The sequence below is a fragment of the Ruegeria lacuscaerulensis genome (assembly GCF_013031245.1).
Classification (GTDB): Bacteria; Pseudomonadota; Alphaproteobacteria; order Rhodobacterales; family Rhodobacteraceae; genus Ruegeria; species Ruegeria lacuscaerulensis_C.
The window spans coordinates 252,774-275,703 of sequence record NZ_WPZL01000004.1 but is presented as its reverse complement, the minus strand read 5'-3'; the positions used below and the strand labels follow the sequence as shown (position 1 = coordinate 275,703).

The 22,930-nt window shown below is 58.5% G+C and carries 24 protein-coding genes; 6 read left to right on the top strand and 18 right to left on the bottom strand.

Annotated elements, in window-relative coordinates; genetic code table 11:
• Positions 1-37: 37 nt before the first annotated feature.
• Genes GOX66_RS07775 through GOX66_RS07740 form a run of 8 tightly spaced genes read right to left on the bottom strand, consistent with a single transcriptional unit; the run spans position 38 to position 7,646 of the window.
• A complete protein-coding gene (locus tag GOX66_RS07775) occupies positions 38-682 on the bottom strand; it encodes a DUF1523 family protein (RefSeq protein WP_170761284.1) in 645 nt (214 codons plus the stop codon).
• Positions 683-693: 11 nt separating this feature from the next.
• A complete protein-coding gene (locus GOX66_RS07770) occupies positions 694-960 on the bottom strand; it encodes a hypothetical protein (protein WP_170761282.1) in 267 nt (88 codons plus the stop codon).
• Positions 961-2,298 carry a DUF6638 family protein gene (locus tag GOX66_RS07765; protein ID WP_170761280.1) on the bottom strand — a complete coding sequence of 446 codons (1,338 nt, stop codon included), beginning with the start codon at positions 2,296-2,298 and terminating at the stop codon, positions 961-963.
• Positions 2,295-3,218, bottom strand: a complete 924-nt coding sequence (locus GOX66_RS07760; protein ID WP_170760765.1) for a hypothetical protein — start codon at positions 3,216-3,218, stop codon at positions 2,295-2,297. The genes GOX66_RS07765 and GOX66_RS07760 overlap by 4 nt, the downstream gene beginning before the upstream one ends.
• Complete coding sequence (locus GOX66_RS07755) at positions 3,215-5,143, bottom strand: AAA family ATPase (RefSeq protein ID WP_170761278.1); 1,929 nt, start codon at positions 5,141-5,143, stop codon at positions 3,215-3,217. Before GOX66_RS07755 ends, GOX66_RS07760 begins: the two co-directional genes overlap by 4 nt.
• Positions 5,144-5,199: 56 nt before the next feature.
• Positions 5,200-6,318 carry a hypothetical protein gene (locus tag GOX66_RS07750; protein ID WP_170761276.1) on the bottom strand — a complete coding sequence of 373 codons (1,119 nt, stop codon included), beginning with the start codon at positions 6,316-6,318 and terminating at the stop codon, positions 5,200-5,202.
• Entirely contained in the window at positions 6,311-6,565 is a 255-nt protein-coding gene (locus tag GOX66_RS07745) for a hypothetical protein (protein WP_170761274.1), read from the bottom strand. Before GOX66_RS07745 ends, GOX66_RS07750 begins: the two co-directional genes overlap by 8 nt.
• A gap of 1 nt (position 6,566) precedes the next feature.
• On the bottom strand, positions 6,567-7,646 hold the full coding sequence (locus GOX66_RS07740; protein WP_170761272.1) for a coiled-coil domain-containing protein: 1,080 nt from the start codon (positions 7,644-7,646) through the stop codon (positions 6,567-6,569).
• A gap of 270 nt (positions 7,647-7,916) precedes the next feature.
• On the opposite strand from GOX66_RS07740, the gene GOX66_RS07735 reads away from it, so the two are divergent.
• The 3 genes from GOX66_RS07735 (at position 7,917) to GOX66_RS07725 (ending at position 10,780) form a co-directional block, all read left to right on the top strand.
• Positions 7,917-9,392 (top strand): NAD-dependent succinate-semialdehyde dehydrogenase, encoded by a 1,476-nt coding sequence (locus tag GOX66_RS07735; protein WP_170761271.1) that lies wholly within the window; start codon positions 7,917-7,919, stop codon positions 9,390-9,392.
• A 128-nt stretch (positions 9,393-9,520) separates the two neighbouring features.
• Positions 9,521-9,700 (top strand): hypothetical protein, encoded by a 180-nt coding sequence (locus GOX66_RS07730; RefSeq protein ID WP_170761269.1) that lies wholly within the window; start codon positions 9,521-9,523, stop codon positions 9,698-9,700.
• Positions 9,701-10,030: 330 nt separating this feature from the next.
• Positions 10,031-10,780: a hypothetical protein gene (locus GOX66_RS07725; RefSeq protein ID WP_170761267.1), complete on the top strand. Its 750-nt coding sequence runs from the start codon at positions 10,031-10,033 to the stop codon at positions 10,778-10,780.
• 221 nt (positions 10,781-11,001) lie between these two features.
• Here GOX66_RS07725 and GOX66_RS07720 read toward each other — a convergent pair whose 3' ends face one another.
• The 6 genes from GOX66_RS07720 to GOX66_RS07695 all read right to left on the bottom strand — a co-directional run bounded on the left by GOX66_RS07720 (position 11,002) and on the right by GOX66_RS07695 (position 17,215).
• Positions 11,002-11,469 (bottom strand): Hsp20 family protein, encoded by a 468-nt coding sequence (locus GOX66_RS07720; protein ID WP_170761265.1) that lies wholly within the window; start codon positions 11,467-11,469, stop codon positions 11,002-11,004.
• A 122-nt stretch (positions 11,470-11,591) separates the two neighbouring features.
• The gene (locus GOX66_RS07715) at positions 11,592-12,407 is read right to left on the bottom strand and encodes a trypsin-like serine peptidase (RefSeq protein ID WP_170761263.1); all 816 of its coding nucleotides are present in this window, start codon (positions 12,405-12,407) and stop codon (positions 11,592-11,594) included.
• A complete protein-coding gene (locus tag GOX66_RS07710; protein ID WP_237212535.1) occupies positions 12,404-13,195 on the bottom strand; it encodes a trypsin-like serine peptidase in 792 nt (263 codons plus the stop codon). The genes GOX66_RS07715 and GOX66_RS07710 overlap by 4 nt, the downstream gene beginning before the upstream one ends.
• 118 nt (positions 13,196-13,313) lie before the next feature.
• Positions 13,314-14,636: a glycolate oxidase subunit GlcF gene (gene glcF, locus GOX66_RS07705; protein ID WP_170761261.1), complete on the bottom strand. Its 1,323-nt coding sequence runs from the start codon at positions 14,634-14,636 to the stop codon at positions 13,314-13,316.
• 4 nt (positions 14,637-14,640) lie between these two features.
• Positions 14,641-15,741, bottom strand: coding sequence for a glycolate oxidase subunit GlcE (glcE, locus tag GOX66_RS07700; RefSeq protein ID WP_170761259.1), 1,101 nt, complete (start codon positions 15,739-15,741; stop codon positions 14,641-14,643).
• A 25-nt stretch (positions 15,742-15,766) separates the two neighbouring features.
• Positions 15,767-17,215 carry an FAD-linked oxidase C-terminal domain-containing protein gene (locus GOX66_RS07695; protein WP_170761257.1) on the bottom strand — a complete coding sequence of 483 codons (1,449 nt, stop codon included), beginning with the start codon at positions 17,213-17,215 and terminating at the stop codon, positions 15,767-15,769.
• A gap of 82 nt (positions 17,216-17,297) precedes the next feature.
• Between GOX66_RS07695 and GOX66_RS07690 the strand changes: the two genes are divergently transcribed.
• Positions 17,298-17,996: a DUF599 domain-containing protein gene (locus GOX66_RS07690; RefSeq protein WP_170761443.1), complete on the top strand. Its 699-nt coding sequence runs from the start codon at positions 17,298-17,300 to the stop codon at positions 17,994-17,996.
• A 36-nt stretch (positions 17,997-18,032) separates the two neighbouring features.
• Positions 18,033-18,380, top strand: coding sequence for a hypothetical protein (locus GOX66_RS07685; protein WP_170761255.1), 348 nt, complete (start codon positions 18,033-18,035; stop codon positions 18,378-18,380).
• A 2-nt stretch (positions 18,381-18,382) separates the two neighbouring features.
• Here GOX66_RS07685 and GOX66_RS07680 read toward each other — a convergent pair whose 3' ends face one another.
• The 4 genes from GOX66_RS07680 to GOX66_RS07665 all read right to left on the bottom strand — a co-directional run bounded on the left by GOX66_RS07680 (position 18,383) and on the right by GOX66_RS07665 (position 21,261).
• A complete protein-coding gene (locus GOX66_RS07680; protein ID WP_170761253.1) occupies positions 18,383-18,868 on the bottom strand; it encodes a flavodoxin family protein in 486 nt (161 codons plus the stop codon).
• 1 nt (position 18,869) lies between these two features.
• Complete coding sequence (gene rlmH, locus GOX66_RS07675) at positions 18,870-19,340, bottom strand: 23S rRNA (pseudouridine(1915)-N(3))-methyltransferase RlmH (RefSeq protein WP_170761251.1); 471 nt, start codon at positions 19,338-19,340, stop codon at positions 18,870-18,872.
• A gap of 44 nt (positions 19,341-19,384) precedes the next feature.
• Positions 19,385-19,744 (bottom strand): ribosome silencing factor, encoded by a 360-nt coding sequence (gene rsfS, locus GOX66_RS07670; protein WP_058276550.1) that lies wholly within the window; start codon positions 19,742-19,744, stop codon positions 19,385-19,387.
• A gap of 164 nt (positions 19,745-19,908) precedes the next feature.
• Positions 19,909-21,261 (bottom strand): mechanosensitive ion channel family protein, encoded by a 1,353-nt coding sequence (locus GOX66_RS07665; RefSeq protein WP_170761249.1) that lies wholly within the window; start codon positions 21,259-21,261, stop codon positions 19,909-19,911.
• A gap of 252 nt (positions 21,262-21,513) precedes the next feature.
• On the opposite strand from GOX66_RS07665, the gene leuC reads away from it, so the two are divergent.
• A complete protein-coding gene (leuC, locus tag GOX66_RS07660; RefSeq protein ID WP_170761247.1) occupies positions 21,514-22,917 on the top strand; it encodes a 3-isopropylmalate dehydratase large subunit in 1,404 nt (467 codons plus the stop codon).
• The last annotated feature ends 13 nt before the right edge of the window (positions 22,918-22,930 follow it).

Genomic DNA, 22,930 nt, shown 5'->3' with positions numbered 1-22,930 from the left:
GGAACGCAATGACGGGGTCAAGTGACCCCCGCCGTTATCACTTTGATTTCCAGCTGTTCAGCCACTTCCTGAATCTGCCGCTGCGTTCCTCGATTGCGTCGCCGGCGGCGTACAGGCCATCCTCCATGTTTTCGAGCATGGGATCTACGCGCGCCGCACGAAATCTGCGCCAGCGCACCCAGATTGCCCAGAGCAGAGCAAAGAACACGGTCAGAAAGATTATGTTGAACCACGGGATGATTCGGACATCCGGGTTGTCGACCTGCCAGATTTTCACAGCGTTCGGAAAGATCGACAGAAACTCGCTGCGCCAGCCATAGTGGCGCACGACAGCCCACCGGGGGGCTTCCGCGGTAGATTTGAGATCAGCCGCCTCGGCCTGCAGATTCGAGGAGTTCAGCTTGAAATAGGGCGGCCATCCCCAGCCGGTATCTTCGTTCCGGTAGACCATGACTTTGCCATTGGCCTTGCGGGTCTGAATGAAGAATACGTCCCGGTTCGGTGTTGTGGGATCGCTGCCAACGTCCTGCACCGACCAGAAAATACTGTTTTCGCCAGGATCGATGCGCTTTTCGTAAGTATCTGAAATCCGAACCACATCATGTTGCGGCAAGGTATAGTTCAATACCGAGGCGACCGTGCCCCAGAACAGAATGATGATAGCCCATTTGATGTAACGCATAAGCGAAACCCTCACATGAAATTCGTGACGTAAATCAGGATCGCGATCAGGCTCAATGGCACTATGTAGATCCCAAGGATCAGCTTCTTGCGAAACGATCCGTCGTATTTGCGCAGACCGCGTTGGACAAACGCGTCCCGATCGCCGGTCATACCTTTTTTCTCCCAATGCGCGATAAGTTTACCGCGACGCACCCAGCGGGAATAGATCGACACGCCAACGTATAGGATGGTCAGAACGATCAGCAGTGGGATCAGAAAACGAAGTGCGACGAACATCTATCTTCTCCCTACCGCGCCCCAGGGTCCGACGCGGGCGATTATGTCATCGCTGATCCGGTCGTTGCCGCTCATGTCAGGTTCATGCCCGAACAGTGCGGCGCGGGCGCCCGCTTTGTCCACCTGATACTCGCGCGCGAGGAAGTCGGCAACATAGGCTTTCTTGGCTTCGGGCCACCGCGCGTAAGTACGGTAGAACAATTCCTTATGGCAGATGAACATCTGGCGCGGGTCCAGCGGGGCAAGCTCAGCCAAAAGCATGTTCACCAGATCACGGTTCGGCGTATTAGCGGCGCGCAGCGTATAGAAGTAGGCCGGATGATCCGATGTAATGCGCGGCCAGGGCCCCCCATCCGTCGCCCAGCGCAACAATTGCGTAAGGCCATGGTAGGCCTCGGGCAAGCGGTCCGCATGGTTGCGGGCCAGCCGACGCATGTCACTGCGGTCCAGCCCAGTCAGGTCGACATCGGCATCCGCCGCGGCGTCGATCGTCAGGAAGTCCATCTTCTGCTGGAGGATCGCGGCGGCGTCCACGCTGCGCGCTTTGACGATGGGTTCGACCAGATCGTTATAGTCGAGGAACTTCGCGATCTGGTTCCGCTGCGACGGGTCGAATGCGTATTTGACTGGCAGATCGTCGGGCTTGTCGCCCATGCAGATCGCGGCGGGGTGGTCCATGTCCGGGAACAGATACAGCCCGCCGAAATGCGCCGTCCAGAAATTTTTCTGTTCAAACACGGTGTGGCGTAGACGTACGGGATTACGGGTGACGTCACCGGTTTCCTTGGCCGTTTCGATCATCCTGGCGATCAGCACGTCGTCGAACCAAGCGTCCTCTTTTGCCTTGAACTGCTCAACCATGCCCGCCAATTGCTGTGCCTTGCGCAGGGTGCCGCCGGCGGTGTCGGCCTCGATCTCGATCTTGCGCAAGTTCAACAGGTCGCGTGGGGTGGTGAGTTTGATGACCGAGTTCACCAACTCTCCAGCCACCGCATCGGTTGCGGTCAGGGCGAACAGCTGCGCCTCGTTCATCTCGATGAATTCGCGCAGGATATCGCGTGAGGTCGAGAATTTGACGTTCAGCAGCGGCGCACGCTTCTGCTCGGTCGTCAACAGGATGAACTGCCGGTTGACCCCGTTGGGATTGAGGTAGAGCTCATCCTCCAGCTCAATCCCCACCTCCGGCGAATAGCCCGAGATATCGACATGAAAATCCGTCAGCGCCGTCGTCTTGCCCGCCAGATGCTGCAACGCGCGGTTATACCGCTCGACCAGAGCCGGGCTGGAGATGTGGACGAGGTTGCCGAACATCAGGCCTTTTTTGATGAGGCGGATCATGCTTCGCTATCGCTCCAGATTTCCTTTTGTCGAGCCAAAGCGGACCAGTCATCGACCGCTCGGTCTAACCCTAAGTCTTGTGCCCGGTTCCGTTCAGCTACAGAAAGACTAGGCAAAACACTCTTTATTTTTCTAAGAGTGTTTTCAATAAACGAAGCCTCTTGCGGAAGATTCGGTCTCTCGAAAAACTCACGCTCTCTAGTGGTTTCTGTGGGAATTAAGACCTGTTCCGCCGCAGCTAAGCTTGCACAGAATTCACCTATCCTTTCTTCTATGCCATCATCCCAGCACTCAATCCGCAAGTAACGACGTTCTTCTTGTTCTTTCAAATGCCACCTAAGATAAGCCTCTTGAAGAGACTCTGATTGTTTGAATAGTCGCTGCTTTAGGCTCTCAAGAATTTCTTTGGCCTCGACTTCTTCCCGTTGCTTTTGCTCCTTTTCAAAGATGTTCTTTTGTACATCCATAATTTCGACCTGCTTTTCTTGAGCCTTTGACATCTTCTTGAACTCAAGACGAGTGAGAGTGAGCTCGCGCTTTTGCGCAGAAAGTTGTTTTCCCTGCAGCATCACAGTCAAGATTAGCCAAAAAAACGCTAGCGTACTGGAAACGCCAGCAAGAGCGTCACCGATCTCATTCGGTTTAGACTTGATGAAAGCTTCGAGTTTCGGAACGCCTTCCTCAGTATCTTTGTTTGTAGGTAAACCTGAGAGAAAAGCTACGGTCAGCAAAAAAACTAGAGTGATAATCGCGCCCGTCCTCACTAATGAGTCGAGCCGTTTCCATCGCCATTTTGCTACTTTCCACCTTCTATGAATCGAAGAAACGTTTACCCCAGCACATATCAGTAGGATGAGTATCGCGACCGCACAGGCGAATAGGACGAACGGAAAAGGGATACTCCAATAGTAAAAGTTCATCTCCCCTCCAGATACCGCCGCTTGGCCTCTTCCATCCGGCCCATCTCACGCACCGCATTCTCGATGGCGACCTCGTCGTTCTTGTCGGCATAGCGGAACTCGCTGTCGGCGTAGCGGTTGATCTCCTGGATCACCATCTCGACCGTGATCGGCTGGCGCAGGTCCTCGATCATGGCCTTCTTGGTGTCGTAGTCGCGGAACAGGAACAGGTCGGGGTTTTCCATCCACTCGTCGGGCAGTTCGAAATCCATCGCCCGGACCTTGACCGCGTCGGTGATGTTCTTGATCGCGCGGCCGGTGAACCGCTCATCCGCCTGTTGGATCGCCTTGAGGTAGGTGCCCAGCTTGGCAATGGTGTCCATCTGGCCGATATCGCCGGACACGCGGTCGTAGACCTGCAATAGAGCCTCTTCATGCGGGTGGGAATGGCTTTCGAAACTGGCGGCGACGGCCTTTTTTATTTCCTGCGCGGCATAGGCTTCGTGCTCGCCCAATGGGATGTCGTGGTTGCGGCCCATCAGCAGGTGCAGGATGTCGATGTAATCCTCGCGCGTCTGCGGCCCGTCCACCAGGAACCGAGCGCCTGCCCGTTGACGCAGAGCGTCGTCGACATTCTCGGGGTAGTTCGAGAACATGCCAAAGGTGCAGTTGCCGCGCACGACGGTGTTTGCGCCAGCGAAGCTCTCCATCAAAACGGCGGTGATTTCCAGTTGTCCGGCTGACGACTGCCGGTCGCCGCGTTTGCCTGCCAACTGGTCGATGTCGTCGATGGTGCCAAAGCCAATGACCGAGGGGTCGATGATCGTGTTGATAAAGGCCTTGGCGTTCTGGCCGGATTTGCCCTGATAGCTGTCGATATTGTCGGTGCTCAGGTTCTGATAGCGGAACGGATAGCCCGCGTGCTGGCAATAGTCGTTGATCAGCCCGGCCATCATCTGGATCAGAGTGGTTTTGCCGGTGCCCGGTTTGCCATCGCCCATGAAGGTAAAGATGAACCCGCCAAGCTCGGCAAACGGGTTCAGGCGGCGGTCGAAATCATAGGCCATCACCATCTTGGCCAGCTTCATCGCCTGATACTTGGCGATATGGTTGCCGACCACCTCGTTCGGTTTCTTGAACGTCATGGTCAGGGTTGTGGATTTGGCCTTGGAGGCGGGCTCGAACCCCCGGATCGTCAGGTCATCCGCCTCGATATGCCAGGCGGCGTTCTGGAACGGGGCCAGATGGCCTGCGGATTGGGCACGCAGGGCGGCCTTCTCCATCAGTTGCTCGGCATAGGCGCTGGTGGCCGCGATCAGATGCGCATCGTCGGGGGCGTGTTTGGCCAGCGTCTGGTCCAGCTCCCACAACGCGCCGTGCAGGGCGAGTTGACCATTGTCGGTCAGAACCTCTTCGATCTCACCGATATCAACGGTGGTCTCGCCCAGATGCGAGGACATCAGATAAGCCAGCGCATTGCCGAAGGTGTGTAGCGTGATCAGCGCCTCGGCTGTCAGCAGTTCCGAGAATTCGGTCTTGCGCGCAGCGGGCAGGTCCCCGGCCAGATTGGCGCGTTTCAGATCGGCCAGCGGGGTCTGTTCCGCATAGGCCTCAGCAACGGCCAGAGCGACGGCAATAGCGCGCCGGATCGCCTGTTGTGTGGTCGCCTGGGGCGGAGACACCAGCGCGTCCCCATCGTCCGACGCCTCGATCCGCTCGACCAGATGCACGCCGTCCGCGCGCACGGTACGACGTGTGACCAGCCCCGGAGTCGTAGATCGGAACCGTCGCCCGGTCGACACGCCCGGAGACCGTTCAACAGCGGCCTCAACGGGTTTGGCAATACGCGGCGCGTGCTCGAACCCGTTCAGCAAGGCGGTCGCAGCCGGATAGTGTTTGCGAATATCGTCTTCGCGCAATTCCATCTGATCTGACGTCAAACTCATTTCAAAACAGCCCTTGCTTCATCTTTTCGAACATACTCTCGCCGAAGGCGAAAACCTCAATACCTCAACACCTGTCCGGTCTTGCTGACCACGAATTTGCGTACATCGGCGAAACCCAGCGGGTTGCGTTCGGCCAGCACCTGAAACGGGCGCTGGGGCAGGATGATCGACCGCTGGGTGCGCGTCGCCCCGGTCTCGGCCCCCTGCCCGCCGAACGGGTCCAATGCGAACACCTCGCGTTCGACGGTGGAAAACCACCCGGCGCGTTCTTCGATGACTTCTTCGCTTTCCAGCTCTTCCGTGGTCCAGGCCAGCGCCCAATCCTGACCTTCGGGTGCCTGCGCGTCCTCTAGCACCTGCCGCAGGGGGCCGGATTGCTCGGTATAGGCCGAGGAATACATCGGACCCACGTGGATGCGGCGCAGGTGTTTGGGGTGCAGGTCGTCGAAATCCTGATCGAACCCTTTGGCAATGGTCACCAGTTTCAACCCGCCTAAGGACTGCGCCATCAGATGCGCCTGCACCTCGGGCCAGCGGCGCTGATCCTTGGGCAGGGCCGTCTTGCCGCTGTCCTCAAGCTGCATCAGGTAGATGACCGGCAAGTTGATCTGGCTGTCATAGACCGCCCAGTGGATCATGAACCTGCGCCGATCCCCCTCATTCCCGATCCAGTGGCATTCGGGGTCGTTGCGGGACCAGAACAGCTGACCTTTCAGCAATTCCTCGTAATAGAGCCTTTGCGACAACGCGAATTGCAGTTTGGTGGGGATTTCCTGATCGCCTATTATGGTGCGAACCATATCGGTTTTCAGGTCATCCTCGGATGGCATATTCGCCAGATGCACCTGCGCCTGTTGCGCGTCATTGGCCATCGTCAGCAGCTCTGCCGCCACCGGAAACCCGCTGTCGCGTTTATCCATGGCGAGGCTGCCAAAGAACCGTCCCGTATCGCGCCCGACCAGCAGGTATTTCATGCTGAGCGCGCGGAAGGTGTAGAGCAGCCCCGAGAGGTAGCGCGACACGATCCGCACCTCTTGCTTGCTGATCGCGCCCTCCGCCTCCATCGTCGCGGCCACGCGCAAGAGGTGGACGGTAATCACCTCGAATTTGCGGAAATAGCGACGCGAAGCGAAAGTGTCGGTCAGGCCGACATGGTCGTGGGTGGGTTTAGTCATTGGAGGTACTTGAGCGCCAATCAGAAATCGCACTTGTCAATTTTTTGATGAGGAACCACGCCAGCAGCAAGAAGCCAATTGGAACGCTTGCGTATCCCAGTAATAAGGCGAGGAAGCCCGGAAGCAGTGAAACGTCCTTTCCAAATTCGGTATTGGCATAGAGGCCTAACAAGTACAGTGCCGCAAATGGCCAGACTACTAAAGTACAACCAATCCAGAAGAGACCGTTATTACTCTTCTCCGGCACTCTAGCCCCCATACAAATTCTTATCATGCTTCTCGACAATCGAGGCAAAGCGGCGGGCAAAGCGTTCATCCGCCTTGGCTTTTTTCTCCAGCACGTCGCGGGCAAAGACCATGTGGTCCTCATGCGCCTCAAGCATGTCGGCCATTTTCTGATTGGTTGCGGTGCCGATGGCAGCCATGGCGGTTTGCGCCTCTTGGTCGGTTTGTACGCCGATCTCGTTGATGCGGTGGGCCACGTCCTGTTGCTGTGCGGTTTTCAGCGATTTGGTCAGGGCGTCATACAGCACCACGCGCTGTTGCGTGTCTGTCTGCAGCTTGTTGATCAGCACCATCTGCGTCGCCGCCTGGTTCTGCAGGGAATCGACCCAGGTCTTGCCCTTTTCGATATACCGCTCCAGCGTTTGGCTTTTGGCCAGTTTGACCTGCTCTTCCTGAACCTTGGCGTTGTATTGCTTGTTCAGTTCGGCCAGTTCGGTTTCCAGCTGGGTCCGCGCAGCGGCGTCCTGTTCGACGCTGATCTTGTTTTCCAGCGTGATGATCGTCGGGTCCATGCCCTGAATTTCGGCACGCAGCGTTTCCAGTTCTGCCACGGTCGCCTCACGGTCGTCCAGCGTGACGGTCAGGTTCTCCTCGACCTTCACGCGCTGCTCTTCCAGTACGGACAGCTGCCCTTCCAGCAGTTTTACGATCACGTCGGATTTGGCGATCAGGTCCTGCAGCTTGTCGTCGATATTGGCAGTGCGCATCCGTTCCTGCCGCATCGATTCGGATTTGCCTTTCGAGAAGATGCCGACAAACGTCTCCCACCCGGATTTCGAGCGCATCTCGTCGAAATCCTTAGAAAAGGCGCTGGTGACGTCGTCCAGACCCATGATCAGTTCGGCGATATTGGCGTTCATCACCTCGGTATGGGCGTGCACATCCTCAAGCGTGGCGTTTTCGATGTCGATATCTGCCTCGGCGGTGCCGATCTTGGCGCGGGCCGCTTCGATCCGGGATGTCAGGCCTTCGATCTGTGACTGACTCTCGCGCACTTTGGCCTGAGTTTCCTGAATCAACGCCTCAAACTGCTGGTTCGACATCTTTCCTATCCCTATTTTCCTTATTTACCCAATAAGATAGGGAATGTTACGGACATTTACATCCCCTTGGGCCTCCAAATCAGGGGAACTTTGGCAAAATCGGTTGGAAAAAGATAGGCGGGACAGCGCAATCCAAAGATGAAATGCGCCTCCACCGCAGTGCCCCCTTCCAGTCGAATCTGGCGTGATCCGCTTCGTGGAGTGGCCATGGACAAAACCCGCACCACATGATTGGGTGCGCGCAAATTTTTTCCTGCCGGAGACTGACCCATGCTGGACGCAACGACCGACCTGAAATCAATCCTGAAAAACCCCGATCTGCTGGTGACCAAAGCCTATATTGGGGGTCAATGGGTGGATGGCGACAACGGCACCTTTGCCGTCACCAACCCCGCACGCGGCGACGTCGTGGCTGAGGTTGCAGATCTGAGCCGCGCTCAGGTGGCGGGTGCGATTGCACAGGCCGAGGCTGCGCAAAAGGAATGGGCCAAGCTGACCGGCAAAGAACGCGCGGCAATCCTGCGCCGCTGGTATGACCTGATGATGGAGAATGCCGAGGATCTGGGCAAGATTCTGACCGCCGAGCAAGGCAAGCCGCTGGCAGAAGCCATCGGTGAGATCGGCTATGGCGCATCGTTCATCGAATTCTTCGGCGAAGAAGCCAAGCGCGTCTATGGCGAGACCATCCCGGGTCACCAGCGCGACAAGCGGATCATGGTGCTGAAACAGCCGATTGGTGTTGCGGCCTCGATCACGCCATGGAACTTCCCTAATGCGATGATCACCCGCAAAGCCGCGCCCGCGCTGGCCGCAGGCTGTGCCTTTGTTGCACGCCCGGCCAAAGAAACGCCGCTGTCGGCGCTGGTCATGGGCGTGCTGGCGGAACAGGCTGGTATCCCGGCGGGTGTGTTCAACGTACTGCCGTCCTCAAGCTCCAGCGAGATCGGCAAGGAGTTCTGCGAAAACCCCGGCGTGCGCAAGCTGACCTTCACCGGCTCGACCGAGGTAGGGCGCATCCTGCTGAAACAGGCCGCCGATCAGGTCATGAAGTGTTCGATGGAACTGGGCGGCAACGCGCCGTTCATCGTGTTCGACGATGCAGATCTGGATGCCGCTGTCGAAGGTGCAATGCTGTGCAAGTTCCGCAACAATGGCCAGACCTGCGTCTGCGCCAACCGCATCTATGTACAGGCTGGCGTCTATGACGAATTCGCCGCCAAACTGAAGACGGCCGTCGAAGCGCTGAAGATCGGCGACGGCCTGGCCGAGGGCACCACAACAGGTCCGCTGATCAACGCCGATGCCGTCGCCAAGGTGCAGGAACATATCGAGGACGTCACCTCGAAGGGCGGCGCGGTTCTGACCGGCGGTCTGCCGCATGACCTGGGCGGCACCTTCTTTCAGCCGACCATCGTGACCGGCGTTACTCAAGACATGATGGTTGCCCAGGATGAAACCTTTGGCCCGCTGGCCCCACTGTTCAAATTCGAGGACGAGGACGACGTGATCGCCATGGCCAATGACACGATCTTTGGTCTGGCTTCGTATTTCTATGCCAAGGACCTCAGCCGCGTCTACAAAGTGGCCGAGGCGTTGGAATATGGCATCGTTGGCGTGAACACCGGTATCATCTCGACCGAGCTTGGTCCGTTTGGCGGCGTCAAGCAATCCGGTCTGGGCCGCGAAGGCAGCCATCACGGCATGGAAGACTATCTCGAGATGAAATACGTCTGCATGTCGGTCTGATCCGATCCGGCCATCGCCTGTCTGTTCTGGGCGATGGCCAATCCTGACGTGGTTGCCATCAAACTGAATCGCAACCATAACAAAACCACAACGAACGACAGCTATCCCGGCAAAGGCTTGGTTGTTTGTTGGAAACCGTAGCCTTCGGCGACCATGTCTGTGCCATCGAACGCGAAAACCAACACGGCCACCGCGCGGTAACCAAAACGGTCTGCCGCAACCCAATGTCCGAAATGACCCCGGGCCCGCTGGACGGCGCGCTGCCCGTGGCCTGCAAGCAACTGGTCCACGACCCAATGCTGACCTGACCTCAACCGGAGGTTATGGTCTCGCCAAGATCGAAGGTCTGGCCATCCTGCTCCCTGGCGAGGCGATGCTCGGGTCGATTGGATCTGTGACAGCAAAAAACGATCCAAGCTCCTGTGCAAATGCAGTCCCGCATGACGCGAGTAGAGTCAATCTATCTCAGCGAAGGCCTCTAAATGATGACTTATTCACATTCAGAAACACGACTATCTTCGCATTCTTACTGGATAATCCACGTAACACCTTAATTCGTTGAAGTATTCCAGCGCGAAACTTTACGAAATTGGTATTTTGGAGTATAGTTTATAGATTCAATGTGGGGTACTTTTTAGATGAAACTCATCAAGATGCTCACAGCTGCCAGCGTCGCGGCCTTTTGCTCCGCCAGCGCCCACGCCTTGACGATCGATGTGATCGAATTTACCGAGGCATCTTACAAATCGAATTTCGGGTCTGGCTCCAAGGTTTTTGAAGGCTTTGAAACGCATGGCGCGGCCCGTGGAGAGGGTGAGGTGTCCAACGGGTTTTCAACCTCGGTTGGAACCTTCTCAACTCTGGGCGGTGTAGGTTCAGGCGACACTGTTGCCGGTTTGCCGGGCAATTCCGGCCGTATGCTGGCCTTGCGAGAGGGTGGCGTCTTTGGGCGCGAAAATATTTCTCCCAACGGCGGTTCCTGGTTCCTGGACAGCAATGATACCTGGGGTGTGAATTGGGATGTCGCACTTGCCGGTGGCAAATCGTTCAGCAAACTGATGTTCGCAATTTCTGACGCCAGCGATGCGGGGGGATTTCTCCGCATTTCCGCGGCTGGCGAAAGTTATGAAATCCGGAACGGTCGCAGATTGTCAGACGGCAACATCCGGCTGGTAACAATTGATTTCGGCGCCCCGACCAAGTCCGCAGCAATATCGCTCGCCAACTATTCAAAGCATGGCGGTGAAGGTGCATACCTGAATGACGGCTTCGCGATCGACGGAATTCAGGTTGCCGCTGTTCCTCTGCCCCCTTCGATTCTTTTGCTGGGTGGCGCAGTTCTCGGACTGGGTTTCGTAGCCCACCGCAGAAGACGGATCGCGGCCTGATAACCTTTTTCGGGTCATGCAGCCCAATCACCGGCGACATGTTCCGGATCAGAGATAAGGCGTCCACAACGATGTGGACGCCTTTTTCAATTCACCGGTCCGAATTCATCGACCAATGACGCTTTGACCAAAACACAACGCCCCGCGTCTGGAGGAACGCGGGGCGCAAGGTGCGGTAATCCAGAGAGGAGACGATTACCGCGGCGTGGTGATCGGCTGCCTTAGTTCACGGCTTTGGCGTCGACCACGTCTTTTTCGATAGCCTTGGACGAAGAAATCTCGATCCGGCGCGGTTTCAGGGCCTCGGGCACCTCGCGTTTCAGGTCGATGTTCAGCATGCCGTTCTCATGGCTCGCGCCGGTGACGCGCACGTGATCGGCCAGGGCAAAGCGACGCTCGAACGCGCGGGTGGCGATACCACGGTGCAGATAGCTGCGGTCCTTGTCTTCGGCGGCTTTCTTACCGGCAACGATCAGCGCGTTTTCCTTCACTTCGACGGACAGGTCATCTTCCGAAAATCCAGCGACAGCGACCGAAATACGATAGGTGTCGGCATCGGTTTTCTCGATGTTGTAGGGCGGATAGCTGGGCTGAGCCACATCATTGGTCAGAACGCGATCCATCATATCGGCGATCTGGTCAAAGCCAACAGTGGCGCGGTGCAGCGGTGCAAAATCAAATGTACGCATGTGTCATATCCTCATGTTTGAGCGATGTATGTTTTGCCCTCCGATTGGACGGGCGGTGGAATATACCAAGCCCCGTTCGTGGCGACCCGGTACAGTTCACATGGGTAGCAATTTGACCGAGTTCAACCCCCGCCCGAGCTGATGAACTTCGCGCCCGAATTCGACTTACCTGATCCAACCTGCAAACGGCGTATCGCGGCCTTGGGTTGCGGAGCATCGCGGCGCAGACTCGCCTTCAGTTCGCTAACAATTCCAGACAGTTCCATACCGAACCCAACTTTCTGGCGACCATCTGATCCGACGGCGGACACGACCGACAAAATCTGCCAGCGCGGGCCTTTTCGAGCCAGCAGAGCCGAACCCGAAGACCCAAAGGTGACATCGCAGTTGAAGGTGATCAGCCCCTGCCGCCGTTGCAGAATGCGGCAGGATCGTTCTCGCGTGATTGCCTCAGACCGACCGCGCCCGTAGGATGCAATACTGACCTCGTCCCCCGCAACGCGCCCGCTATGCAGGGCAAAAGGGTCGGCCACGGAATAGGGGATGGGCTGTTCCAGCCGCATGAGCGCGACATCCGCGCGGACAACCTCGGCAGACAGGCGCGCGCTGTCGTCGTAATCCGGATGGACCGCGATCTGAACGACTTTGCGGTCGGCCAGTGATTGACCATCGCTCAGCCCGGCCCGGAATGTCACTTTGCCGGGGGCGTAAGGTTCGCCAGTCCCGCGCTCAACCGCGCAATGGGCCGCCGTCAGAACCAGGTTCTGCGCAATCAAGGTGCCGGTGCAGAACCCCTGGTCGCCAATGTCCAGACGCCCCACCGCTTCCCAACCATACAGATCATCCCGGTCCGTCAGTTTGCGCTTGCCACTTTGGGCGTGGGATGCGGTCGACAAGACCGACAGGCACAGCAGAACATTCAGGAAAAAACGTGTCATGGCCTAATGAACCGAGCCCCGACATTCCGATTGCTGCTGCCCTGAGGCGTGGAGGCATGAAATCCGCGTCCTGCCAACAATTCGGCATGCAACAAGTTGAGGGACCCTTCGACCGTGGTGCCGACCGCGACACGCCGGCCGTTGAACTCGGCCTTGGCCGCGACCACGGACACGATACGCGGGCGGTCGCCCTCAAAGGAAAAGACCGGAGCGCCCGATGACCCGAATTCCACATCACAGGACATCACCAGAATCTCGGACCTGCGGGTCATGACCGAGCAGACCTCTTGAAGTGCCGGAGCCTCGGACCGGTCCTGCCCGTAAGAAACAACGCCTACCTCTTCGCCGCGACCAGGTCGGTCGCCGGTTTCAAAGGGGATCACGGTGGTGTTCCGAATAGGTTGCCACAGTTCGATCAGCGCGATGTCGCTGCCAATCCGGGCTGCAGAGGTTCCATTGTCAAACTGATAATGCGGGTGAACAACTGCCTGACGGGCGGCTCTGTAGGCCGAGGCGCGACCCAGGCGCCAGGCCGCCAAAAACTCGACCTGAGACAGGTCGATCCGCTGGCCCGTCACCTTGTCGTACAGGCAATGCGCCGCGGTCAGAACCAGTGTCGGCGATATGAGCGTCCCGGTGCAAAACCCCGCGCCATCTATGTTCAGACGGCCAACAGCCATCCACGCCCGACCGGCATCGGTAGTGTCGAGGCTTTTCAGCCCGGTATCCTGCGCCATGGCGGCCATCGGCATGAGTGCCAGCGCTAAAGCCTTGATCCAGTTTTGCAAGCGGTTCTCCGGCGTTGCTTTTGGCCTACCTTCCTATGTGCCGGGTGGGGCGAAAATAGGGCGATGGCACCGGATATTGTTTCAGGTGACGACTGATGCAGTGCTGCATCAACCGCGCTTACTTCAGGATCGGAACATCCAGGTCACCTTTGTGGCGATGACGCATCGCCCGCGGCCTTGGGCCACCCGTGGCCCAGTCCAGCAGCTCGACCGTGTGCAAAACAGGAACTTTCGTGCCCGAACCGATCTGCATCATGCAACCGATATTGCCGGCCGCGATCACATCGGGGTTTTTCGCCTCAAGGGTTCTGATCTTGCGCTGTTTCAGTTTACCCGAGATTTCGGGGTGCATCAGATAATAGGTGCCGGCGCTGCCACAGCACAGATGGCTGTCAACAGGCTCTAACACAGAGAAACCAGCCTTTTTCAGCAGGTCCTTGGGGTGTAAATTGACCTTTTGCCCATGTTGCAGTGAACAGGCCGCGTGATATGAAACGATCAGATTCTTGTCGTCGCCACCAGGCAGATCCAGTTGCACCAGCAACTCGCTGATATCCAAGGCGATCTCGGACACCCGGGCTGCTTCGCCCGCCAGAGGATCATTGCGGAACATATGGCCATAGTCCTTGACGGTCGTGCCACAGCCCGATGTGTTGATGACAATGGCGTCCAGCCCGTCGCCGTCCATTTCCGCAATCCAGGCTCTGATATTGGCCTCTGCGGCTTTGTGGCTGTCGCGGGTCTTGCCCATATGGTGGGTCAGCGCGCCGCAGCACCCCGCCCCTTCGGCCACGACAACGTCGCATCCCATCCGCGTCAGCAGGCGGATCGTGGCGTCGTTGATATCGGTGTTCAGCGCTTTTTGCGCACAGCCCGTCATGAGCGCCACGCGTTTGCGGCGAGGACCTTTTGCGGCAAAGCTCCGCGGGTCGTCGTTTCGGCTGACCGGCGGGATGTGTTTTGGTGCCATGTCCAGCATCGCCCGCAACCGCGCATCCGGCATCAGGAACCGGAATGGACGGCCCAGCCTGGCCCCGATCAGGGCCCAGCGGAACCGCGTGGGGTAGGGCAGAATCTTCGACAGTACCCAACGCAGAGCGCGATCCGTAAAGGGGCGTTTGTAGTTCTGTTCAATATACTCCCGAGCATGATCGACCAGATGCATGTAATGCACGCTCGAAGGGCAGGTTGTCATGCACGCCAGACAGGACAGGCAACGATCAATGTGCTTGACCGTTTTCTCATCCGGAACACGCTCATTCTCAAGCATGTCCTTGATCAGGTAGATACGCCCGCGGGGGCTGTCCAGTTCGTCGCCCAGCACCTGATAGGTCGGGCAGGTCGCGGTGCAGAACCCACAATGGACACAACTGCGCAGGATATCGTTCGACCTTCGGATCGCCGGGTCTTGCAGCTGTTTTTCGGTGAACATCGTCTGCATCGGCTTACCCCATAAGGCCCGGATTGAACAAACCGCGTGGGTCGAATTTTTGCCTTAAACCCTTAGTTAGAGCCTTAAATCCCGCGGGTTCGGGTTGGAACCTGCCCAGAGCATCAGCGGTCGCCGCATCGACCCTCACAAGAGTTGCGTGACCGTCATGCACACCCAACCGCGCGCGCAGATCGGTGGCTTTTGAGGCCAGCGCCCAGATCAAACCTCCGCCCCAATCGAACAGGGTTTGATACGCCTGCAGCCGCGCCGCGATGTCCGGCGCGTCGGTTGGCTTCACGGAAATGCGCCAGACATCACCATCCTGACCATGAAACGCCGTGACATCACGCAAGGCACGCCACAGGTCGGCGGGTTGTTCGGCCTCGTCGATCTCACCGGAATCGGACAAAACGGACTTCAGTTGATCAACTCGATAGGCTACCGAATCCGTGAATCCTTCGACCCGTAACAGGGCGCGGCCGGTTTGGGGGTCATAGGCTGCACCGCTGACCTCGAACGGAGATTTCAGCGCTGCGGACAAAGTCTGAATCGCAGTTGCCGCATCCGGCACCTGTACGGCCATAGCCGCGGTCGCTTCGGGCTTTGGCAAAACCTTCAGGGACACCTCGGTCAAAACCCCCAAGGTACCCCAGGAACCCGCCATAAGTTTAACCAGATCATATCCGGTGACGTTTTTCATCACCCGGCCGCCATTCTTGACCACCCGCCCCGTGCCATCGACATAGCGCACGCCAAGCAGGAAATCCCGGCAAGCCCCGGCCTGAATCCGGCGAGGACCCGAGATGTTGGCGGCGACAACACCACCAATGGTCGGCTCGCCAACGGTGCCGAGCAAGCCCCGGTGATCCATCGGCTCAAACGCCAGTTGCTGACCTTCGGCCTCCAAGGCGGCTTCGATCTCGGCCACCGGCGTGCCCGCCTTTGCCACGATGGTCAGCGCGCCGGGCTCATACAGAGTAATACCGCTCAGCCCGGATGTCTCAATCGTGGTCCCGGGCCCGGCAACGCCACGGGTGCCGCCCCCGGCTATACGCACCGGTTCTTTCAGATCGGCCACTATCTCGGCCAGTTCGGCCTCTGTCTCAGGTTTCATCGCATTTCTTCTGTGTTAGAGCCGATTACTCCGCTGCCATCAGCGCATTTCTCCGAGCTTCGGAGGCGCTGAGCGGGAATACTTTGGCGGGGTTCAGCAGCCATTTAGGATCGAAGACATCCTTGACGGTCATCTGCGCCTCAAGGTCGGCGGGTGTGTATTGATGCGACATCAGATCCCGCTTTTCGATACCCACGCCGTGCTCTCCGGTCAGGCATCCACCCACATCCACGCAGAGCTTCAGGATGTCGGCACCAAACGCCTCGCATTTCTCAAGATCGCCGGGTTTGTTGGCGTCGAACAGGATCAGCGGGTGCATGTTGCCATCGCCGGCATGGAACACATTGCCGACGGGCAGGCCGTATTCTTCGCTCATCTCTCCAATCCGGCGCAGAACCTCCGGAAGCGCCGAAACCGGGATCGTCCCGTCCAGGCACATGTAATCGTTCAGCTGCCCCATCGCTCCGAAAGCCGATTTCCGGCCCAGCCAGATTTTCGCACTTTCTTCGGCCGACTGACTTTCGCGCAGCTCAACCGGGTTGTGGCGCTTTGCGATCTCGATGATCTTCGACAACTGATAGTCGATTTCGGCGTCAGAGCCTTCGACCTCAACGATCAGCAATGCGGCACAGTCGGGATATCCCGCATGGGCAAAATTCTCGCAAGCCCTGATGCACAGCGTATCCATGAACTCGATAGCCACAGGCAGGATGCCCGACTTGATAATGTCGGACACGCATTGCCCAGCCACTTCGTTGTCATCGAACCCCATCAGAACAGGTCGGGCACCTTCGGGTTTGCGCAGTATTCGCAGGGTCGCCTCGGTCACGACGCCCAACTGCCCCTCGGAGCCGCAAACGACACCCAGCAGGTCCAGCCCGCCCGAATCCAGATGCGTCCCGCCGATCTCGACCACGCTGCCATCCATCAGGACCATTTTTACGCCCAGCAGGTTGTTGGTGGTTACGCCGTATTTCAGGCAATGCGCGCCGCCCGAGTTCATCGCGATATTACCCGCGATGGCGCAGGCCAGCTGCGACGAGGGGTCGGGGGCGTAGAAGAAGTTATCCTCTTCCACGGCACCGGTCACGCTCAGGTTGGTGCGACCAGTCTGAACCCGAATGAAACGGTTGTCATAGTCGACCTCCAACACCTCGTTCATGCGGGCGACGCCGAGGATAACGCAGTCGGCGGTCGGCAGGGCCCCACCCGCCAGCGAGGTACCCGATCCGCGTGGAACGACCGGCACACCTTCCTCGCAACAGATGCGCAGCACATCTGATACTTCTTGCGTGGTCGACGGCAAAACGGCCAGCATTGGAGGGCACTTGTAGGCCGTCAGCGCATCGCATTCATAGGCGCGTGTCTCAGCGGGGTCGTGGATCACCGCATCTTCAGGCAATACCTTCAGCAACCGCTGCTGAACCAAGGCCTTACGGCGCAGCACGTCGGGGTTTGGCGTTGGCATGTCCATGGCTGATCCTCCGGTTTGGTAAAATAATATTACCAATTTTCCGATCTGGCAAGTTGCGATGCCACGACGTAGTGTCGCGCTCATGTCCTGGATCACCCAATCTCTTCCGTTTTCGCCGATCGACTATGTCGGCATTCTGCTGCTGCTTGGTGCATGGCTTTGGATCGGCTGGCGGGTCGAGAATCCGTCGCCGCGAAGGCCATCGGTCGGTAAGATCATGGACGATTACCGCCGCGACTGGATGAAAGAGATGGTGACCAGACAGCCACGCATGTTTGATGCCCAGGTGGTTGCCGCGATGCGGCAGGGCAGCACGTTCTTTGCTTCGACCACCATGATCGCCATTGGCGGCGGGCTCGCCCTGTTGGGCAACCCGCAACGTCTGGCAGGCGTTGCCGAGGATCTGGCCCTTGGCAGCGCGCCCACGATGGTGTGGGAGGTCAAAATCCTGATTATTCTGCTGTTTCTGTGCAACGCGTTCCTGAAATATGTCTGGGCGCATCGGTTGTTCGGCTATTGCGCGGTTCTGATGGCGGCCGTCCCGAACGACCCCGAACACCCTGACGTTTATCCCCGCGCGGCACAGGCGGCCGAGATCTGCGTCACTGCGGCGCGTAGCTTCAATCGCGGATTGCGGGCGACTTATTTCGCGTTGGCGGCGGTGGCGTGGATTTTGGGGCCATTGGCCTTGATCCTTGGCACGGTGATCACGCTGGCCATGCTGTACCGTCGAGAATTTACCTCGCATTCGCGCGCGGTTTTGCTCAACACCGGATCGTGATCGCATAGCGCTCCGACAATGGTTAGGGTTCGCACTATGAGATATCTTGTTCTTTCAGCACTAATAGCGACACCGGCCCTTGCCGATGATCCCGTAATCGAAAACGCCACCGCGCAGCGCAATGGTGAGACGTGGAGATTCGACGTGACGGTCTCTCATCCCGACACGGGCTGGGACCATTATGCCGACGGCTGGCGCGTGCTGGATATGGATGGCAACGAGTTGGGTATGCGTGTGCTGCACCACCCGCACGAGCATGAGCAGCCCTTTACCCGTTCTCTCAGCGGAGTGGCGATTCCGGAAGGGATGGCACAGGTTCGGATACAGGCGCGGTGCAGTGTCGATGGCTGGGCCGAAAAGACTTTCGTCGTCCCCCTGCCCTGAAATCAGAACAGGCCCATTTCCAATCCGGCGGCCATGGCCAGCCCGATCTCGCGGCATTTGTCCAGCTGTTTATCGGGGATGGTTTTTTCGGCCAGGATCGCCTCGGGCGTCTGCGCATGGGTGCAGATGATCAGCGGAGGTTGCACCTCTTTCAATCGCCAGCCTGTCGCGATCCGCGCCGTTTGTCGGGCCGCGTTTTCCCCGTCTGACCCGGCGCAGATCATCTGAGCGTACGGCCGTCCTTCAATCCGCCCTAGCGCGGGATAGTAGCTGCGGTCGAAAAACTCCTTCATCAGACCCGATATCGCCGCCAGATTCTCGGGTGCGCAGAAGATGTATCCATCCGCTTGCAGCAAGTCCTCAGGGCCAGCCTGATCCGCAGATTTCAGGATGATGTCTGCTTCTTCCCGCCCGGCCTCGGCCGCCGCTTCGGCCATTTGCCGAGCACCGCCCGTGCGGGAATGGTAAACGATCAGAAGCTTTGCCATGTCAGACCCGGTGATAAGGGCCGCCAGACAGGATGGTTGCGGCCCGATAAAGTTGCTCGGCCAGCATCACACGAACCAGCATATGCGGCCAGACCATCGACCCGAAGGAAATGGAAAAATCGGCCTCGGCCCGCAGATCAGGGTCTATTCCGTCCGCCCCGCCAATGATCAGCGCCAGATCCTGCCGCCCGGCGTCACGCCAGCCACCCAGCTTTTGGGCAAAATCGGGCGAGGACATCACCCGCCCGCGTTCATCGAGCGTACAGATCACCGCACCCTTGGGCAGCGCCTTGCGCAGCAGCGCGGCCTCGGCGCTCATACCCGCGTTCTTCTTGTCTTCGACCTCAATCACGCGCGCGGGTCCAAGGCCCAGCGCACGGCCGGTCCGGTCAAATCTGGTCAGGTAATCATCAAGCAGGGACTTCTCCGGTCCGGCGCGCAATCGTCCGACCGCAACTATGCTTATACGCATATTTCTCTCGCCTCCGGCCTCCCAATACAGGCCGGGATGGCGCCTCAGTTGGCCGAGGCGCTGCCGCCCTGAGGCAGCCACATCTTTTCCAGCTGATAGAATTCACGCACTTCGGGGCGGAAGATATGGACGATCACGTCGCCCGTATCGATCAGCACCCAGTCGCCGGCATCCTTGCCTTCGACCTTCGAGGTGAAACCGAATTCCTGCTTGATGCGATCCGTCAGCTTTTCCGCCATGGCCGAGACCTGACGGGTCGAACGACCCGAGGCAATCACCATATGATCCGCCACCGAGGACTTGCCCTGCAGGTTGATCTGCACGACATCTTCGGCCTTGTCATCGGAAAGTGAGGAAAGGATACGTTCAAGCAGCTTGTCGCTGATTGACTGAGAGTGGGCCATTACATTGGCCCGATCATCGGCGGGCAAACCCGCCTGTGTATGTAGAGACAGGACATAGTCCTCCTTTGCTGCGCGCCGCAAAACCCCGGCGCCGGGGTACTAATAAGGTAACAAGCGAAATGCAATATTTCAATGAAAGGCCGCTGGGGCGCCCGCACGGGCAGTCACTCTTTGGCGATCTGTTGCGCACCTGCGCCGTCGGAAAGCAGCCGAACCTCGCGCTGCGGGAAGGGGATGGAAATACCTTCTTCCTTGAAAGCATCCCATAGAGCCAGATAAACGTTGCCCCGGATATTGGTCAGCCCCTTGGTCGGGTCGCTGATCCAAAAACGCAGCACATAGTCCACGCTGCTGTCACCGAACCCGGTGATGTGGCAGACCGGCTCGTGCGACCCGCCGCTAAGCACCCGCGTGACCGCCTTCACAGACCGGATCGCCGTTGCCCGCACCTGATGCGGGTCGTCGTCGTAGCTGGTGCCGAAATCAAGATCGAGGCGCACAAACCGGTCAGAGTGCGACCAGTTCACCACCTGATTGGTAATCAGATCCTCGTTCGGGATCAGGTACTCGCGCCCGTCCCGCGTCACCACCGAAACATAGCGCGCACCCAGCGCATTGATCCATCCGAAGGTATCACCCAACGAGATTACGTCGCCCGGCTTGATCGAGCGATCCATCAGAATGATGATGCCGGAAATCAGGTTCGACACCACTTTTTGCAGACCAAACCCGATGCCCACACCGATTGCCCCCGACAGCAGCGCGATGCCGGTCAGATCGAATCCCAAAGTGCGGATGGCTGCCAGAAAGACGGCACCGTAGAGCAGCACCTGTATGCCCTTGGCCAACAGAACCTGCATCGACGGGGTAATGTCATCGTTACTCTGCAACCCCCGCTCGGCAGCGCGGGTACCGATGCGGGCCAGGGTCAGCAGAACGCCAATCAACAGAATGGCCTTGAGAATACCCAGCGCCGAGATGTGCAGATCGCCAATCGACAGGGCCACCCCGTCCAGAAACCCGGCCACGTCGTCGGTCAGATTCAACGCAATCAGCGTTGCATAGACCCACATTGCCCATTTGAAGATCCGCCGCAGGGTCCGGTTGCGCACCAGCCGGGCCACCAGTGCAATCGCCAGCCACGCGACGGTCAGCGTCGCGATCACACCGATGATGTAACTGCGCGATGGCCAGGTTATCTGCTGCATCAGCAGGTACACCATCCAGGACATCAGCACGAAATACACCAGAGTCAGGCGCTGCATCAGCTGCACCAGAGTGCGTAGCCGCCATTTGGGCCAGCCAGTGCGGGCGCGGGCCCAAGCCTCCCACCGGCCTTGCGTCACCAGTTTCAGGATATAGGCCAGCGCCCACAGAACCAGAATGATGACCAGTTGGTGTTGCCGCCAGCCCGGTGTGACGATCAGATCGACAAGTTTTTCGAATTGTGTGGAAAAAGCCGCGAGCATATTTTCGTAGAGGCCCGACAGCGAACTTGGGATCAGGTCTTGGTTCATATACGTCTCCTGCGCCGCAGCTTGGACAGCAATGCGGGGCGATGCAAGCCTGACGCCGGATTGAACCTTGATTGACGGGTGGTCGCGATATATCTGGTGCGCATGAGAGTCTATTTGGCCCCAGCTCCGACGTTGCAAGACCGCACGCGCCTGCGTGAACGGTTCTTTGGGGCCGCCCGCACGGTTCTGGCCCGCCTATAAGCGGCGCCCAGCCACTCGCCAGCATATCTCAAAACATACGGGAGAGGACCGATGTCCCCCAAAACACTCTATGACAAGATCTGGGATGCCCATGTCGCGCACGAAGCCGATGATGGCACCTGTTTGCTGTATATTGACCGCCACCTGGTGCACGAAGTCACCAGTCCGCAGGCCTTCGAAGGCCTGCGCATGGCGGGCCGCAAGGTGCGCGCGCCGGAAAAGACCATCGCGGTACCGGACCACAACGTGCCGACCACGCCGGACCGTGTGAACGGGATCGAAAACCCCGAGTCGCGCATTCAGGTCGAAGCGTTGGACAAGAATGCCAAGGATTTCGGCATTCACTACTATCCTGTGAATGACGTCCGTCAGGGCATCGTCCACATCGTCGGCCCGGAACAGGGCTGGACCCTGCCCGGCATGACCGTGGTCTGCGGCGACAGCCACACTGCGACGCACGGCGCATTTGGCGCTCTGGCCCACGGTATCGGTACGTCGGAGGTTGAGCATGTTCTGGCCACTCAAACCCTGATTCAGAAAAAATCCAAAAACATGAAGGTGGAAATCACCGGCAAACTGCAGCCGGGTGTGACCGCCAAGGACATCACTCTGGCCGTAATCGGTGAGACCGGCACCGCCGGCGGCACCGGCTATGTCATCGAGTATTGCGGCGAAGCGATCCGCAACCTGTCGATGGAAGGCCGTATGACCGTTTGCAACATGGCCATCGAGGGCGGTGCCCGCGCGGGCCTGATCGCACCGGATGAGACGACCTATGAATACGTCAAAGGCCGCCCCCACGCGCCGAAAGGTGCCCAGTGGGAAGCCGCGATGGACTGGTGGAAAACGCTCTACACAGACGAAGACGCGCATTTCGACAAGGTCATCACCCTGCGCGGCGAAGACATTGCTCCGGTCGTCACCTGGGGCACCAGCCCCGAAGACGTTCTGCCGATCACCGCAACCGTGCCACGGCCTGAAGATTTCGAAGGCGGTAAGGTCGACGCGGCCCGGCGTTCGATCGAATACATGGGTCTGGAAGCTGGCCAAAAGCTGAGCGATGTCGAAATCGATACCGTCTTTATCGGCTCGTGCACCAACGGTCGGATCGAGGACCTGCGCGCTGCGGCTGAGATCCTGAAGGGCAAGAAGATCAAGGACGGCCTGCGCGCCATGGTCGTGCCGGGCTCGGGCCTTGTTCGCGCTCAGGCCGAGGAAGAAGGTCTGGCCGACATCTTCAAAGAGGCCGGTTTCGAATGGCGTCTGGCGGGATGTTCTATGTGTCTGGCGATGAACCCCGACCAGTTGCAGCCGGGTGAGCGGTGCGCCGCGACCTCGAACCGCAACTTCGAAGGCCGTCAGGGCCGGGGCGGACGCACCCATCTGTTGAGCCCCGCGATGGCTGCCGCAGCGGCAATCACGGGACGGCTGACAGACGTGCGTGAACTGATGTAAAGTCCCCTCATAA